The organism is Microbacterium sp. KKR3/1, from assembly GCF_021272365.1.
GTDB classification, from domain to species: domain Bacteria; phylum Actinomycetota; class Actinomycetes; order Actinomycetales; family Microbacteriaceae; genus Microbacterium; species Microbacterium aurugineum.
In genome coordinates this window covers 843,073-857,360 of sequence record NZ_JAJSDW010000001.1, presented here as the reverse complement: position 1 = coordinate 857,360, position 14,288 = coordinate 843,073, and the positions used below count along the sequence as shown (strand labels likewise).

Annotated in this window: 16 protein-coding genes; 6 read left to right on the top strand and 10 right to left on the bottom strand. The window is 69.1% G+C overall.

The features are described from left to right. Positions 1-105: 105 nt before the first annotated feature. From LVJ59_RS04195 to LVJ59_RS04185, 3 genes are read left to right on the top strand one after another with little or no spacing between them, the layout of a single operon-like run. Entirely contained in the window at positions 106-888 is a 783-nt protein-coding gene (locus tag LVJ59_RS04195; protein WP_232762109.1) for an SDR family oxidoreductase, read from the top strand. A 2-nt stretch (positions 889-890) separates the two neighbouring features. Beyond that, positions 891-1,604 carry a uracil-DNA glycosylase gene (locus LVJ59_RS04190; RefSeq protein WP_232762108.1) on the top strand — a complete coding sequence of 238 codons (714 nt, stop codon included), beginning with the start codon at positions 891-893 and terminating at the stop codon, positions 1,602-1,604. 4 nt (positions 1,605-1,608) lie between these two features. After that, positions 1,609-2,226 (top strand): GNAT family N-acetyltransferase, encoded by a 618-nt coding sequence (locus LVJ59_RS04185; protein ID WP_232762107.1) that lies wholly within the window; start codon positions 1,609-1,611, stop codon positions 2,224-2,226. Between the two features lie 29 nt (positions 2,227-2,255). Here LVJ59_RS04185 and LVJ59_RS04180 read toward each other — a convergent pair whose 3' ends face one another. The 6 genes from LVJ59_RS04180 to LVJ59_RS04155 form a co-directional block, all read right to left on the bottom strand. Further along, the gene (locus LVJ59_RS04180; RefSeq protein ID WP_232762106.1) at positions 2,256-3,053 is read right to left on the bottom strand and encodes an ABC transporter ATP-binding protein; all 798 of its coding nucleotides are present in this window, start codon (positions 3,051-3,053) and stop codon (positions 2,256-2,258) included. Continuing rightward, positions 3,050-3,841, bottom strand: a complete 792-nt coding sequence (locus LVJ59_RS04175) for an ABC transporter ATP-binding protein (protein ID WP_232762105.1) — start codon at positions 3,839-3,841, stop codon at positions 3,050-3,052. The genes LVJ59_RS04180 and LVJ59_RS04175 overlap by 4 nt, the downstream gene beginning before the upstream one ends. Continuing rightward, on the bottom strand, positions 3,838-4,707 hold the full coding sequence (locus LVJ59_RS04170) for an ABC transporter permease (RefSeq protein WP_232762104.1): 870 nt from the start codon (positions 4,705-4,707) through the stop codon (positions 3,838-3,840). The genes LVJ59_RS04175 and LVJ59_RS04170 overlap by 4 nt, the downstream gene beginning before the upstream one ends. Further along, positions 4,704-5,654 carry an ABC transporter permease gene (locus LVJ59_RS04165; RefSeq protein ID WP_134353495.1) on the bottom strand — a complete coding sequence of 317 codons (951 nt, stop codon included), beginning with the start codon at positions 5,652-5,654 and terminating at the stop codon, positions 4,704-4,706. The genes LVJ59_RS04170 and LVJ59_RS04165 overlap by 4 nt, the downstream gene beginning before the upstream one ends. A gap of 17 nt (positions 5,655-5,671) precedes the next feature. Then, positions 5,672-7,192, bottom strand: coding sequence for an ABC transporter substrate-binding protein (locus LVJ59_RS04160; protein WP_232762103.1), 1,521 nt, complete (start codon positions 7,190-7,192; stop codon positions 5,672-5,674). Between the two features lie 92 nt (positions 7,193-7,284). After that, a complete protein-coding gene (locus tag LVJ59_RS04155) occupies positions 7,285-8,211 on the bottom strand; it encodes an alpha/beta fold hydrolase (protein WP_232762102.1) in 927 nt (308 codons plus the stop codon). A gap of 171 nt (positions 8,212-8,382) precedes the next feature. Here LVJ59_RS04155 and LVJ59_RS04150 point away from each other — a divergent pair, with 171 nt between their 5' ends. The 3 genes from LVJ59_RS04150 to LVJ59_RS04140 all read left to right on the top strand — a co-directional run bounded on the left by LVJ59_RS04150 (position 8,383) and on the right by LVJ59_RS04140 (position 10,111). Beyond that, positions 8,383-8,859, top strand: coding sequence for a carboxymuconolactone decarboxylase family protein (locus LVJ59_RS04150; protein ID WP_232762101.1), 477 nt, complete (start codon positions 8,383-8,385; stop codon positions 8,857-8,859). After that, complete coding sequence (locus LVJ59_RS04145) at positions 8,856-9,569, top strand: tyrosine-protein phosphatase (RefSeq protein ID WP_232762100.1); 714 nt, start codon at positions 8,856-8,858, stop codon at positions 9,567-9,569. Before LVJ59_RS04150 ends, LVJ59_RS04145 begins: the two co-directional genes overlap by 4 nt. Before the next feature lie 71 nt (positions 9,570-9,640). Continuing rightward, positions 9,641-10,111, top strand: a complete 471-nt coding sequence (locus LVJ59_RS04140; protein WP_232762099.1) for an SIP domain-containing protein — start codon at positions 9,641-9,643, stop codon at positions 10,109-10,111. A gap of 10 nt (positions 10,112-10,121) precedes the next feature. Here LVJ59_RS04140 and LVJ59_RS04135 read toward each other — a convergent pair whose 3' ends face one another. From LVJ59_RS04135 to LVJ59_RS04120, 4 genes are all read right to left on the bottom strand, one after another. Beyond that, on the bottom strand, positions 10,122-10,565 hold the full coding sequence (locus tag LVJ59_RS04135) for a hypothetical protein (protein WP_047524086.1): 444 nt from the start codon (positions 10,563-10,565) through the stop codon (positions 10,122-10,124). Beyond that, positions 10,562-11,365, bottom strand: coding sequence for an arginase family protein (locus LVJ59_RS04130; protein WP_131492183.1), 804 nt, complete (start codon positions 11,363-11,365; stop codon positions 10,562-10,564). Before LVJ59_RS04130 ends, LVJ59_RS04135 begins: the two co-directional genes overlap by 4 nt. A 63-nt stretch (positions 11,366-11,428) precedes the next feature. After that, positions 11,429-12,172, bottom strand: coding sequence for a PspA/IM30 family protein (locus LVJ59_RS04125; RefSeq protein WP_047524088.1), 744 nt, complete (start codon positions 12,170-12,172; stop codon positions 11,429-11,431). A gap of 58 nt (positions 12,173-12,230) precedes the next feature. Continuing rightward, a complete protein-coding gene (locus LVJ59_RS04120) occupies positions 12,231-14,273 on the bottom strand; it encodes a TPM domain-containing protein (RefSeq protein ID WP_232762098.1) in 2,043 nt (680 codons plus the stop codon). Between the last annotated feature and the right edge of the window lie 15 nt (positions 14,274-14,288).

Here is a 14,288-nt window from a genome sequence, read left to right as displayed (position 1 = left end):
AGAAATGTGACGTAACAGAGCGGTGCCCGCTGTCCCGCGAGCGAGGGATCCTCGACAGCCCGCGCGGGACTCCGCAATCCGGGGCGAACATCGTACGGTGGAGGCATGGCCAACAGACGTGCAGTGGTGACAGGTGCGAGTTCGGGGATCGGCGCGGCGACGGTGCGCGCACTCCGGTCGCGGGGATGGGATGTGGTCGGGGTCGCCAGGCGCAAGGACCGTCTGTCCGCGCTCGCCGCGGAGACCGGAGCCTCCGTGATCGCCTGCGATCTGACCGACGCGGCTGCCGTCGACGCCCTCGTCTCCACGCTCGCGGAGTCGGGCCCGGTGCACGCGCTCGTGCAGGTGGCCGGCGGTGCGCGCGGTACCGATCGCATCGAAGACGCCGCGGTCGAGGACTGGCAGTGGATGTTCGATGCGAACGTGCTCGCGACGCAGCGGCTCGTGGCGGGACTGCTCCCGCTGCTGCGCCGAGCTGCCGACGCGGACGGGCACGCGGACACGGTCTTCGTCACCTCCACGGCCGCCCAATCGGCGTATGCGGGGGGAGCCGGGTACAACGCGGCGAAGGCCGCCGAGAGCATGCTGGTCAAGGTGCTCCGCCAGGAGTTGAACGGCGAGCCGATCCGGGTGGTCGAGGTCGCGCCCGGCATGGTGCACACCGAGGAGTTCACGCTGAACCGGCTGGGCGGCGACGCCGTGGCCGCAGAGGCCGTGTACGCCGGTGTCGACGCACCGCTCCTCGCGGAGGATGTCGCGGACGTCATCACCTATGCGCTGGAGGCGCCGGGGCATGTGAACCTCGACCTCGTCACGATGCGTCCGGTGGCCCAATCCGCACAGCACCTGCTCGCCCGCGGGCCGCTGCGTGTGCGCTCGATCGACTGACGATGGCGCGGACGCTGGCCGAACTCGCTGCGGACGGCCTCATCGACGCGGGCTGGGCGGAAGCACTCGCCCCGGTCCAGGAGACGATAACCGGACTCGGGGAGAGGCTCCGGGCGGAACAGGATGCCGGGCACGGGTACCTGCCTGCCGGGGAGGACGTCCTTCGGGCGTTCCGACGGCCCCTCGCGGACGTGCGGGTGCTGATCACGGGGCAGGACCCGTATCCGACGCCCGGTCACCCCATCGGCCTGTCGTTCGCGGTGGACCGTGAGGTACGGCCGCTGCCGCGCAGCCTCACGAACATCTACAAGGAGCGGGAGAGCGACCTCGGCCTACCGCCGGCGCCGCACGGTGATCTCACCGCCTGGAGCGATCAGGGCGTGCTCTTGCTCAACCGCGTCCTGACCGTCCGTCCGGGGGCGGCCGCCTCGCACCGAGGCTGGGGGTGGGAGAAGGTCACCGAACTCGCGATCAGAACCCTCGTCGCCCGGAATCAGCCTCTCGTAGCCGTGCTCTGGGGCAGGGACGCGGCGAATCTGCAGCCGATGCTCGGTGACACGCCGGTGATCGTCTCGGCCCATCCCTCCCCGCTGTCGGCGAGCCGCGGGTTCTTCGGATCCCGGCCGTTCTCGCGTGCGAATGCCCTGCTCGCGGAACAGGGGGCCGAAGCCGTGGACTGGAGGGTGGAAGGCGAAGCCGCTCCGTCTCTAAGCTGAGCGCATGCAGTTCGAACCGGGGGACCGTCGCCGTGTCCTCCCGCGCCACCTTCGCCCGCAGGCCGCGCCCGAGATCTTCTCTTACACGATCCGGCCGGCCCGCCCGTCTGACCTGCCTCACGTGCGAGAGATCTACAACCACTTCGTGAGCAATTCCGCGGTCACACTCGATGAGCGACGCAGCAGCATCCCGTACTGGCGCGAGAAGTACGCGCTGCTCACGCGGTTGGAGCTGCCCTTCCTCGTCGCCGTGTCGCCGGGCGGCGTCGTGATGGGATACGCGCTCGCCCAACCGTGGGCGGGGAAGAACGCCTACAAGTACACCGTCGAGGACTCGATCTACCTGGGCCCGGGGGCCGGCGGGAAGGGGCTCGGAGCCGCACTGCTGCGGGCACTGATCGATGCGTGTGAGCAGATCGGGCTTCGAGAGATGGTCGCCGTCATCAGCGATCGCGGCGCAGAGGCGTCGATACGGCTTCACGAGAAGCTCGGTTTCGTCGAGGCCGGGCGCATGGGGCGCGTCGGGTACAAGTTCGGCCGCGATCTCGGCACCGTGTACATGCGGCGCGTGCTCAAGCCGACGGGACGGCGGCGCGGAAGCCTCTTCGGGGCACGTCGCTGAGCAGGGCGACCGGCGGTGACGATGTGCGCTCAGACGTCCCCGGAGCGCGGGATCACCGGGATCGCCGCCAGCAGGGACTTCGTGTACTCCTGTGCGGGGTGCAGGAGGACCTCCTCCGTCGATCCCCGTTCGACGATGCGGCCGTCCTTCATCACCGCGACGCTGTCGCACAGGTTCTGCACCACACCGATGTCGTGCGACACCAGAAGGAGCGTGAGGTCCGTCGTCCGGCGAAGCTCCATCAGCAGATCCAGGATCTGCGCGCGCACCGTCACGTCGAGGGCGGAGAGGGGCTCATCACCCACGAGGATGCGAGGTCGATGCACGATCGCCCGGGCGAGCGCGATCCGCTGGCGTTGACCACCGGAGAACTCGTGCGGGTAGCGATCGCCCATCTCGGGCTCCAGGCCGACCTGTGCGAGGACCTCGCGGACCCTCGCTCGGTGATCGCCGTCGATGCCGAGCGCCCAGAGGGGTTCGCGGATGATCTGCCCGGCCGTCATGCGCGGATCGAGCGAGGCGAACGGGTCTTGGAACACCATCCCGGTCTCGCGGCGCAGCCAATGCAGAGACTTGGCGGATGCGGTGGCGTCCACGGGGCGTCCGTCGATGGTGACGATGCCGGACGATGCTCGATCGAGCCCCAGGAGGAGTCGGACCAGGGTCGATTTCCCCGACCCTGATTCGCCGATGATCCCCACGGATGAGCCCTCGGCGACCTCCAGGTCGGTCGGAAACAGCGCGGTCTGCGTTCGGGGGCGCTCGAACAGGGAGCGCTTCGGGAGGCGGTGATCCCGTCCGAGTCCCCGCGCTTCGATCAGGGTCACGAGACACCGCCGTCCGGGCGCCACAGGGTCGCTGTCGCGTCCCGCAGCAGCCCCTGTGTGATCGGGGAGGAGGGGGCCGAGAGGAGAGTCGACACCGCCCCCGACTCCGCGATGCGCCCGCGCTCGAGCACGACGCCCACGGTCGCGACCTGAGCGAGCACGGCGAGATCGTGGGTGATGAAGACGAGGGACATGCCCTCCTCGGCGACGAGGGCGAGCAGCAGCGACAGGATCTCGGCCTGGATCGTGACATCGAGTGCGGTCGTCGGTTCGTCGGCGATGAGCAGGCGCGGACGGCAGGCGAGAGCCATGGCGATCGCGACGCGCTGCCGCTGACCGCCCGAGAGCTGGTGCGGATACCGGTCGACGATCGACTCCGGATCCGGCAGACGCACGCGCGCGGCCTCGGCGATCGCGCGCTCTCGGCCCTCGCGGCGACCGACTCCCTCGTGGATGCGGATCGATTCCGCGATCTGTCGCCCGACGGTGCGGATGGGGTTCAGCGCCGTGCGGGGCTCTTGGAACACGATGCCGATGTCGTCGCCGCGCAGGCGGGCCAGCTCGCGATCGGGCATTCCGATCAGTTCCACGCCGTTCCAGCGGATACTGCCGGACGCGCTCGCACCGTCGGGGAGGAGGCCGAGCACAGCGAGAGCGGTGAGAGACTTGCCGGAACCGGACTCGCCGATCAGACCCAGGCGCGCACCATCCGGAACCTCGAACGAGATGCCATCGACGACGCGGCGCCCGTCGATCTCGATCACGAGGTCTTCCACGGAGAGACTCATGAGACCACCCCCGGGGTATGGACTTCGGCGGCACGGTGCCGCAGGGTCGGGTCGGTCGCCTCGCGCAAGCCGTCACCGAGGAGGTTCAGCGCGAGCACGGTGATCGTGATCGCGAGACCGGGCCAGATCACCGAGAGCGGATGCACCCCGATGTAGCGCTGGAGGTCGGCGAGCAGCAGCCCCCAGCTCGGTTCGACCACGGAGGCACCGAAGCCGAGGTACGACAGTCCTGCCTCGGCGAGGACGGCGACGGCCATCGACCACGAGAGCTGCACGATGAAGACCGGTGCGACGTTCGGCAGCAGGTGGCGGACCAGACTCTGCGACGGAGTCAGCCCCGCGGCTCGACCGGCCAGCACGAAGTCGCTCTGCTGCACACGGCGCAGTTCCGGTCGCGTCACGCGGGCGATGTTCACGCCGAACCCGATCCCCACGGCCCAGATCACGACCCACAGCGAGCCGCCCCAGACCGAGGAGATCATCATGGCGATCAGGAGGACGGGGAAGGCGATCAGGATGTCGACGAGCACCGCGACGGTCTCCCGCACCCAGCGAGCGGTGAGGGCACCGAGCGCGGCGAGGGAGACTCCCACGACCGTCGCCACGACGCCGGCGCCGACGCTCACGAACACGGTCGTGCGCGCTCCCGCCATCAGCAGGCTGAGGATGTCACGGCCGGTGTCATCGGTGCCGAGCAGGTGCGGCCATCCCGGGGGGAGCCACCGCTCTCCGATGTCCGACGCCTGAGGGTCGAACGGGGTCCACCACAGGGCGACGAGCGCCGTGCCCGCGACCACGGCCACGACGACGAGCCCGAAGCGCCCGGTCGGGGTGCTCCAGAGGCGGGCGAGCCATCGGGGAGTCATGCGGCCTCCCGTTGGCGGGGGTCGATCGCGCGGTGCACGAGGTCGACCACGAAGCCCACGACCAGCACGAAGCCGGTGAGGACGAGGAGTTCGCTCTGCACCTTGATGAGGTCGCGCGTTCCGACATCGGCGACCAGCATCCGTCCGATGCCGGGGAGGGTGAAGAGCTGCTCGATCACGACCGATCCGACGATGATCCCGGCGACCTGGAGCCCGAGGACGGTGACGATCGAGAGCCCGACGGCCGGGATGCCGTGTTGGATGAGTGCTCGCGTGCGAGTGAGGCCTTTCGCGGCAGCCGTGCGTACGAAGTCCTGTCCGGCCGCTTGGAGCGTGGCGCTGCGCACGAAACGCATCAGCATCGCGCCTTCCACGATGCCGATCGTCAACGCGGGGAGCAGCAGCGACTCGATCGCCCGCCACGGTGTCGACCATCCGGTGCGCGGGAAGCCCTGCGGAGGCAACCAGCCCAGCCAGACCGAGAACACGACGATGAGCATCATGCCGGCCCAGACGACGGGGACGGCGGCCAGCGCCTGGGCACCGACGCTGAGAGCCGTGCCTCCGCGGCGACCGCGCAGGAGTGCGGCGAGGATGCCGAACGGCACGGCGATCAGTACGGCGATCAGGAGCGACATGATGCCGAGGGGCACGGTGACCTGCGCCTTGAGCAGAAGCTCCTCACCGACGGAGGCGCCGGAGAGCAGGGAGGTCCCCAGGTCGCCGCGGAAGATGCCGCCGATCCACTCGGTGTATTGGGCGACCAACGGGCGGTTCAGGCCGAGGGATTCACGCAACGCGTCGACTTCGGTGGGTGAGGCCTGGGTGCCGGCGATGAGTTGCGCGACGTCTCCCGGGAACACGCGCAGAGTCAGGAAGATGAGCACGCTCGACACGAGGAGCCCTGCGATGAGCAGGGCTCCTCGTGTGAGTGCGTATCGGATCACGGAGGGGTGGCCGCCCGTTACCCGTCGGTGGAGACGGTGACGCCGGCGAGGTCGATGCGCGAGTTGATCGAGTCCTCAGGGAAGCCCGCGACGATCGGGCTCACTGCCGTGATGGTCTCGCCGTTGTACAGCCAGTCCGCGGCGTGATCCTCCGACACGATGCGCGCGGCCTGCGCGAGCAGCTCGGCGGACTTGTCGGGGTCGACCTCGGCGAGAGCTTCGGCGTACAGGCGCTGCACCTCGGTGTTGTCGTAGCCGAAGTAGTAGTCCGGGTCGGCGAAGTTGCCGAAGTCGCGCGGCTCGACGTGCAGCACGAAGCTGAGGTCGTAGTCGTGGTTGGTGTACACGTCTTCCAGCCAGGTCGGGAACTCCACCGAGTTCACCTCAAGGGAGACGCCGACCTTCTTGAAGTCGGAGATCAGCACCTTCGGCACCGTGGTCCCGTAGAAGGCGGGGATGGTGAGGGTGAGCTCCAGGTCCTCCTGGCCGGCTTCGGCCAGCAGGGACTTCGCCTTCTCCGGGTCGTAGGAGATCACATCGGACAGATCCTCGTAGCCCGGGTCGAGTTCGGGGATGGGACCGTACAGGGTCGTTCCCGCGCCGACGGCTTCGACGAGCGCGTCGTGGTCGATCGCGAGTCGCAGCGCCTCGCGCACCCGGACATCGTCCAGAGGGGCCTTCTGGTTGTTGAACGCCAGCGTCGCCTTGTCGGTCGTCCGGCCCTTCGTGAGAGCGAACTCGCCGGAGTCCTCGAGCTGCGGGGCGAGGTTCGGGTCCACGGCGGTGAGCACGTCGACGTCGCCGGCGAGCGCGGCGTTCACACCGGCGGTGAAGTCGGGGATGTACTGGAACTCCACCTGGGCGACGCCTGCCTTCTCGCCCCAATAGTCGTCATTGCGCGCGAAGGTGATGGTGCTGCCCTTGTTCCACCGGGTCAGGGTGAAGGGACCGGTGCCGTTCTCCGCCGACTTCAGGTCGGTCGTGTCCCCGGTCTTGAAGACCAGCCCGGCGGGGCCCGTCAGTGTGAACAGGAAGTTCTGGTCCGGCTCGGTGAGCACGATCTCCACCGTGGTCGCGTCGGGTGCGGTGATCGAGGAGACCTTCGCGAACTCGGCGTTGCCCTGCACGGTGGCATCGGTGCGCACGGTCTCGTAGGAGGAGACGACGTCCGCGGAGGTGAGCGCCGTGCCGTCGTGGAACTGAATGCCCTCGTTGAGGGTGAAAGTGTACGTGAGGCCGTCGTCGGACACGGTGTAGTCCGAGGCGAGACGCCCCTCGATCTCGTTCTCCTGCGTCCGGCTGACCAGTCCCTCGTAGATGTTGTCGATGAGGATCTGCTCGAGCGCGGCGCCACTGGTGTGGCGGATGTCGAGGTTGGTCGGTTCGAGGACCAGGCCGACGTGCAGGGTCGCGTCGGGGTCGGGCGTGCCGGTGTCTGTGGTGACAGTCGGCTCGGGGGAGCCGGCGCAGGCGCTGAGTATGACGGCGGTCGCCGCGAGCGCGGCGATCAGCGAGAGACGTCGGGTACGTCGGAACATGGGCGTTTCCTCTCGGTGCGGCAGTTGCTGTGTGCCGTTGGATCGAGCCTAGAGATGCGTGGGATGGTGCGGGTCGGGTATGGAACGAAGCGTCATATTCCGTGGGAGACGGCGGGGGACGCGATGAGGGCGGCGAGGGCGGTCGGGGCAGTCTCCTGGACGTTGTGTGTCGCGTCCAGCGTGACCAGGCGGGCGGTGGGCACGCGACGTTGCAGCTCGGCGGCGTCCGCTTCGCTGACGAAGCCGCGCTGCGCGCGGACCAGGGTGATCGGTGCGCGGACGGCGGAGAGATCCTCCCACCCGGTCTCGTGGAGCACGGACGGCGCGGCCACCGAGCCCGGGTCGTGGGCCGCGAGCGCCTGGGCGGCGAGGTGCGCGAAGTGGTGCTTCCACTCGACGCGGCCGTCCTCGCGCACGCGGGTGTTGAGGAAGACGCCGCGCTCGGTCTCGGCGCGACTGCCCCCGAAACCGAGCGACATCGCCTTGTCGACCAGCTCATCTCGGGAGGCGAAATCGGTCGGACCGGCATAGAACTCGCGTAGCGCGGCCGGACCGGCGGTGACGTCGATGCCCGGGGTGATGTCGACGACGACGAGCTCGGACACGAGATCCGGGCGCGCGGCGGCGAGTGCAGCTCCGGTGAGTCCGCCGAGGGACTGGCCGACGACGATCTGAGGCGGGACCGCCCACGCGTCGAAGGCCGCCGCGACGTCTCGGGCGAGCGTGCGCGGGGTGTAGTCGGCATCGTCACGCCAGGAGGAGTCGCCGTGTCCGGCGAGGTCGATCGCGAGCACGGGCTCCTGAAGCGCCAGGACCGTCGTGTCCCACGTGTGCGCGTTCAGACCGGCACCGTGCAGCAGGGTGACCCGAGGCGCGCCGGTCCCGAACCGCAGCGCGCTGAGTACGCGCCCGTCGTCGAGGGGGAGGGCGACACGCTCCACCGGAGGGAGCGGAACGCCGAGCGCATCGGCCTGTGCGGGAAGATAGCTGAACTCGCTGATGTCGATCGCCACCTCCACATTCTGCTCCCTGCGCCCGGAGACGGAGAAATGCGAGAGCAAAACGCTAAATATGACGCAGAGGTTACTTGTCGTTATGGCGATCTTAGCCGAGACAAGATTGACAGTCTGCATTTCGACCTCTCGGGGCGAGCGGGGGGCCAGCGGGCGCGCGACGAATATCATGGAGTCATGAGTGAGACGCGTGTGCACCTGTCCAAGACCGAGCCTGCCGCGTACCAGGCGCTCGATGCGTTCTCGAAGACGGTGGGCCAGATCTGCGCGGCGAACGGCATCGACGATCGCCTCAAGGAGATCGTGATGATCCATTGCTCCCAGCTCAACGGCTGCGCGTACTGCGTGCGGATCCATGTCGACCGTGCGGTCGCGGCCGGCGTCGACACCGATGTGCTCACCCAGATCTCCACGTGGCGCGAAAGCGGTGTTTTCAGCGACCGGGAGCGGGCGGCACTCGAACTCGCCGAGGCCTTCACCTTCATCTCCGAGGACGGCGTCTCGGATGACGTGTACGACCGCGTCGGCAGCGTGTTCACCGAGAAGGAATACGCCGCTCTGAGCTGGGCGTGTGTTTCCATCAACGCGTTCAACCGCATCGTGATCGCCGGCCGCTACCCGGTGCCCCCGCGTGCGTCGCAGGAGCAGGTATGACCGTTCTCCGCGTCGATGGGGTGGCGAACATCCGCGACGTCGGTGGCATCCCGGCAGCAGGCGGTCGCATCCGCGCCGGTGTCCTCCTGCGGGCGGGGCAGCTGTCCGGTGCGACCCCCGCCGGGGCGGCCCTCCTCCGTGAGCGCGTGCAGCGCATCGTCGACCTTCGAGACGACGAGGAGGTCGCAGCGGAGCCGACGGAGATCGACGGGCCGGAGACCACGCACCTTCCCCTGTTCCTGGGGTCGGTGCGGTCATTCTTCGAAACCGACATCAGCCTCGAGGGGCTGTACCTGCACCTCCTCGAGGAGAGCGGCGATCGACTGGTGGCGGCCCTCCGCATCATCGCCGCGGGCGAGCGCACCCTCGTGCACTGCACCGTCGGCAAGGATCGCACCGGGGTGACGGTCGCTCTGGCGCTCTCCGCCGTCGGTGCCGAGAGGGAGGCCGTGATCGCCGACTACGCGCTCACCGAATCGCAGCTTCCTGCCCAGCGCACGCGGCGCATCGCCGAGTACCTGCGGTCTCAGCACCCGGAGGCCGTGCATGCCGTCGCGCTCGCGACGCAGTCGCCCGCGCCGGTGATGCGACGTCTTCTCGAGCAGGTGGATGAGCGCTGGGGTTCCGTCGCCGGGTACCTGCGCGCCAACGGGATGACCGAGGGGGAGCTTGCGGCGCTGGCGCAGGCGCTCGTCGAGCCGGCCGAGTAGTGCGTGCGCACGTTTTCTCACAGCGGGAGCAAGGTTAGGCAAGCCTTCACTTGGTGTACGATGAAGTCATCATGAACACCTCGCTCGAGACTCGCAGCACGCGCGCGGAACGTCGCGCCGCACGTCAGCGCGCGCACCACCTGGTCACGGCCGACGAGCAGTCGCTCGCCGAGCTCGAGGTGTTCCTGACCACGCTGCCTCTGTGTGCTTCCGGGCGGATCTTCATCGAGGTACCCGAGGCCGCGGACATCGGCATGATCGACGCCCCGGGCCGTATGACGGTGACCTGGCTCGCCCGCGAGCAGCGCACCGGTGCGCCCGGCAGCGGTCGCTCCTGCGCGCCGGGACAGGCTCTGGCGCGGGCGACCTGCGCGTGGGCCGATGAGATGATGTGCGACGACGAGATCGAGACGCACGTCACGCTTCTGGGTGGCTACCTGGGGACGGCCGACATCGTCGAGCACCTCACCGGCTCCCTGGCGATCTCCCCGGCACAGATCCGCACGCCCGAGCGTTTCGGCCTGCTGCCCGCGCAGCGCTGAGGCGTAGCCCTCAGCGGGTGCGCCGCACGTAGTTCCCGTCTTCGAGACCCGCTTCGATCTCGAAGCGGTTGCGCAACGGATCGCGCCCGGCGAACAGGTAGAGCACGGGCATCAGGAAGCCGTAGCGGAGCCACTGGGCCTTGTGCACGGCCTCGTGGCGCAGCACGGCTTCGGTCGGACGCGCGTCACCGGTCAGGAAGCAGCCACCGACGCAGACCCCGCCGCGGCGAAAGGTCCATTTCGGCATGCCCCGGAAGACCCAGAGCCCGGAGCGTCTCTCCACCGGGCCGGTGCTCCACAGCGCGCCCCACATCCAGCCCACGGAGGTGCCCCACGCGTAGCCGAGTCGGCTGATCGGGGAGCGCAGCAGGAAGGAGGGGATCCGTCTGTCGAAGCGGCGCCCGCGCGCGAGCACCTCGTCGGCCGTTGCGCGCCACTCCGAGTCCGGCGTCATGCCACCGCTCCGATCAGTCGCAGCAGCGCGCCGAGATCATCGACGGCGTCGGCCGGGGACCGAGGAGCGAATCCGGCGATGGTGGCTCCGGCGAGCGGGATCTCTCCGCGCAGGGTTCGGACGGCGGTGCTCAGCGCGGCAGGGGAGAGGCCGAACGGCACGGACGAGGAGACGCCCGCGAAGTCCGAGGGATCGAGTACATCGACGTCGATGTGGACCCACACGCGTGAGGCGCCCGTCGAACGCACCGCATCGAGCAGAGCCTCCGGGCGCTCGAGATCGGCGACCGAGAGATTCGTCAGCGGCGCGAGTGGCGCGATCTCCGCGTCATCGAGCGTACGCATGCCGACGGTCACGACACGGTCGGCAGGGATTGCGGGGGAGAGAGCCAGTTGCTCCTCGCCCTCGCCGAGCAATGCGCGCAGTGCCATGCCGGAGAAGGCGCCCGAGGGGGACGTCTCGGGTGTGTGCAGATCTGCGTGTGCGTCGCACCACACGACGGCCAGATCCTCAGTGCCGCCCGGGAGTGCATCGAGGGCGGCGACGGTGACGCTGCAGTCGCCGCCGATCACCACGGTGTCGGCGTCGATATGGCCGTGCACGAGCTCACGAGTCCGGAGCAGCGCACTCAGCCGGCGGACGCCCGTGCCGAGCGCTTCACCGGCCTCGACCGGCACGTCCAACACCGTCGTGGCCGCGCGGGGCAGATCGCCGGCGATCGCGGACGCGCCGTCGACGAGGAGCATCGCCCGTGGCGCGGGTGAGCCCTGCCACTGCGGGATGACCAGGAATCGCACCATGGGTGCCTCCGAGGGAGAACGCGGATGCCCCGAACACGAGGTCCGGGGCATCCGCTGGTCGTGTCAGGAGCCTTCGAGGGCCTGACGGGGGGCGCTGCCACCGGCCTTGAGCTCGGCGAGACGAGCCTCGACCTCGGTGAGCTCGCCGAGGTCTTCCAGGCTTTCGAACTGCGCGTCGAGGCTGGACGCAGCAAGTTCGATCTTGCCCTGCGCGAGAGCCTCCTGACGGCGGACCTTGTCCTCGAACCGGCCCAGCTCGCTGGTGGGGTCGAGCACGTTGATCGAGCCGACCGCGTCCTGCACCTTGGTCTGCGCCTCGGCGACCTTGGCGCGGGCGAGCAGTTCGCTGCGCTTGTTCTTGAGCTCGACGAGCTTGTCCTTCATGCCGTTCAGGCCGCTCTTGAGCTTGTCGACGATCTCGGTCTGCGCGGCGATCTGCGGCTCGGCGCCGGTGGCCTCGCGCTCCGCGCTGATCTGACGCTGGAGCGCGATCTTGGCGAGGTTGTCGAACTTGTCGGCGTCGGCGGCATCACCGCTGGCGCGCATCTCGTCGGCCTTGCGGCTGGCGGCCAGAGCCTTGTTGCCCCATTCGGTGGCCGCCTGGACGTCCTCTTCGTGGTCGCGTTCCAGCAGGCGCAGGTTGCCGATGGTCTCCGCGATCGCGGACTCGGCGTCGGCGATGCTGTTCGTGTAGTCGCGGACGAGCTGGTCGATCATCTTCTGCGGGTCTTCCGCAGAGTCCAGCAGAGAGTTGATGTTCGCGCGGACGAGGGTCGAGATACGTCCGAAGATGGACTGCTTGGTCATGCGTGGTTCCTTTCAGAGGGCGTCTTCGAGAGCTTGGCGTAAAAATCTGTGTGGCGGATCAGAAGCGTCTACCTCCGGATCGCCCGCTACGGCCGCCGCCGCGGGAACCCCCGCCGCCGCCGAAGCCGGAGCTGCGGAAACCGCCGCCCCCGGAGGAGCGCCAGCCACTGCGGCTGCCGCGGCTCGTGGATCGGCCACCTCCGCCGGCGATCAGGCCGCCGATGATGCCGCCGAGGATGTCGCCGCCGATGCCCGAGCCGCCGCCCGTCGATCCGGAGCCTCCGAAGAGGCCACCGAAGCCGCCCTGGTCGGAGGAAGGGGCGTATTCCTGGACATCCGACTGTGCGGCTGCCGTCGCCTGCCTCGCGAGGGAGAGGGCACGATTCGCCTCGGCCAGTGCGGCATCCGGCTCGGTGGCCCGCAGGCTCAGAGCGTGCGTCAGACTCGCCTCCGCGTTCGCGAGCCGTGTGCGAGCGGTGGAGCCCACGGTGCCGCGACGGGTCTCGATGAAATCCCGAGTCGCGCGGATCTCGGAGGTCGCCTGTGCGAGGGTCTGCTCGAGCATCTGCTGCACGCGGCGCGCGCGTTCGACGCTCTCCTGCCCGTGAGCGATGGCGCCGTCGATCTGGGTGTTCGCGGCGGTGAGCGCCTCCAGCACTCGCTGCGGGTTGCGGGCGGAACCGGCGAGGTCGACCTGTGCGCGCTGCAACTGCTCTGCGGTCGCCGAGGTCGCGGCGGCGATCCCTCCGTCCGCGTCGGGCAGCTGCCGGGCCGCGACGAGGTCCTGCTGCAGCTCGGCCACCAGAGCACGCGACTTCGTCTCGAGCGCCGACAGTTCGGACCCCAGGGCCGTCACCGCCTGGGCGAGCTGCGCCGACTGCGCCACGGATTGTTCGGCCGTGCGGATCGCGAAGGCTGCTTCACCGGATCTGCCCGCCGCGATCGCCTGTGCGGCGGCGTCGATCGATCGATCCGCCAGCTCGGCGCGCTCGTGCGCCTGGGCCGGGTTGTCGGCGATGGTGCGGAGCGCTTCCGCGTCGTAGGTCTCTGCGAGCGCCGCGAGCGCGGGTGCGGCGGCAGCGAGTGCGGAGGTCAGAGCCGCGCGTTCGCCGCGGACCCTCTCGAGTTCCTGCGGGGCGTTCTGCTCGAGCTTGCGGAGCGCGTCGAACGCTTCGGTGTTGTCATCGAGCACATCGTCGATCTCCTCGGCGATCCGGATGATGCGGATGTGCCAGGCGCGGCGATCGTGGATCGTGTCCTCGATCTCGTCGTCGAGCTTCTGCTTCAGGTCGAATGCCTCGGCGATCTTGGCCTTGGCGGCGTCGACCACCCGGGTGAACTCCTCCGTGGCGCCCTCCCCGAACTGCGCGATCGCGAAGCCGAGCTCTTCTCTGCTCGAGGTGATGGCGTCGTCGGCCTGAACGAGGGCGAGCGCGGCCTGCGTCTCGACCTGCTGATCGGTGAGCGTGGAGAACGGGTCGGTGGGATCGGGAGTCGCCGGCATCGCACCGCGTTCGCGGATCTCGGCCTTGCGGCGCGCACGGCGCACCAGCGCGACGACGAGCCAGACGAGCAGGGCCACCACGACGACGGCGGCGACGATCACGCCGATGCGGAGCGCTCCGGCACCTCCGTCTCCCTGTATCTCATCGGCGGCGAGGGTGATCGCCCCCATCCAGTCGCCGTCGGCGGCGAACGGGACCATCTTGTCTTCGATGCTGTCGAGCTGGCCGAAGCTCAGCGGTCCGTCGGCTGCCGCGGAGATGTAGAGGCTGCGGCCGTCGACGGCGATGGCGAGGAGATACTGCTCGGTGCCGAGGTTGTTGGCCTCGGCGACGGTGTCTGCCCACTGTGCATCGTCTGTGGGGTTGGTGAACTCGTCGACGAGCACGACGAACAGGTCGGCGTTCGAGTTCTCGCTCAGTTCCTGGAGCCTGGCCTCGACCGTCGCCTCTTCGTCCGCGCTGAGCACGCCGGCCTGGTCCGTGACGAACCCGGCGTCGAGCGTGATCGGATCGGTGGCGGATGCAGCCGACGGGGCGAGTGCCCCTGCGACGATCGCCAGCACGAGTCCGGTCAGCATGAGCCACCGTTTCGTCATCGTGTTCCCTCCGAC

What these genes read in the sequence shown, in the direction of transcription:
- LVJ59_RS04185 (WP_232762107.1), top strand. Translation starts at nt 1,609, where the DNA reads ATGCAGTTCGAACCGGGGGACCGTCGCCGTGTCCTCCCGCGCCACCTT.
- LVJ59_RS04170 (WP_232762104.1), bottom strand. Translation starts at nt 4,707, where the DNA reads ATGACTCCCCGATGGCTCGCCCGCCTCTGGAGCACCCCGACCGGGCGC.
- LVJ59_RS04195 (WP_232762109.1), top strand. Translation starts at nt 106, where the DNA reads ATGGCCAACAGACGTGCAGTGGTGACAGGTGCGAGTTCGGGGATCGGC.
- LVJ59_RS04190 (WP_232762108.1), top strand. Translation starts at nt 891, where the DNA reads ATGGCGCGGACGCTGGCCGAACTCGCTGCGGACGGCCTCATCGACGCG.
- LVJ59_RS04140 (WP_232762099.1), top strand. Translation starts at nt 9,641, where the DNA reads ATGAACACCTCGCTCGAGACTCGCAGCACGCGCGCGGAACGTCGCGCC.
- LVJ59_RS04120 (WP_232762098.1), bottom strand. Translation starts at nt 14,273, where the DNA reads ATGACGAAACGGTGGCTCATGCTGACCGGACTCGTGCTGGCGATCGTC.
- LVJ59_RS04125 (WP_047524088.1), bottom strand. Translation starts at nt 12,172, where the DNA reads ATGACCAAGCAGTCCATCTTCGGACGTATCTCGACCCTCGTCCGCGCG.
- LVJ59_RS04135 (WP_047524086.1), bottom strand. Translation starts at nt 10,565, where the DNA reads ATGACGCCGGACTCGGAGTGGCGCGCAACGGCCGACGAGGTGCTCGCG.
- LVJ59_RS04150 (WP_232762101.1), top strand. Translation starts at nt 8,383, where the DNA reads ATGAGTGAGACGCGTGTGCACCTGTCCAAGACCGAGCCTGCCGCGTAC.
- LVJ59_RS04130 (WP_131492183.1), bottom strand. Translation starts at nt 11,365, where the DNA reads ATGGTGCGATTCCTGGTCATCCCGCAGTGGCAGGGCTCACCCGCGCCA.
- LVJ59_RS04145 (WP_232762100.1), top strand. Translation starts at nt 8,856, where the DNA reads ATGACCGTTCTCCGCGTCGATGGGGTGGCGAACATCCGCGACGTCGGT.
- LVJ59_RS04160 (WP_232762103.1), bottom strand. Translation starts at nt 7,192, where the DNA reads ATGTTCCGACGTACCCGACGTCTCTCGCTGATCGCCGCGCTCGCGGCG.
- LVJ59_RS04175 (WP_232762105.1), bottom strand. Translation starts at nt 3,841, where the DNA reads ATGAGTCTCTCCGTGGAAGACCTCGTGATCGAGATCGACGGGCGCCGC.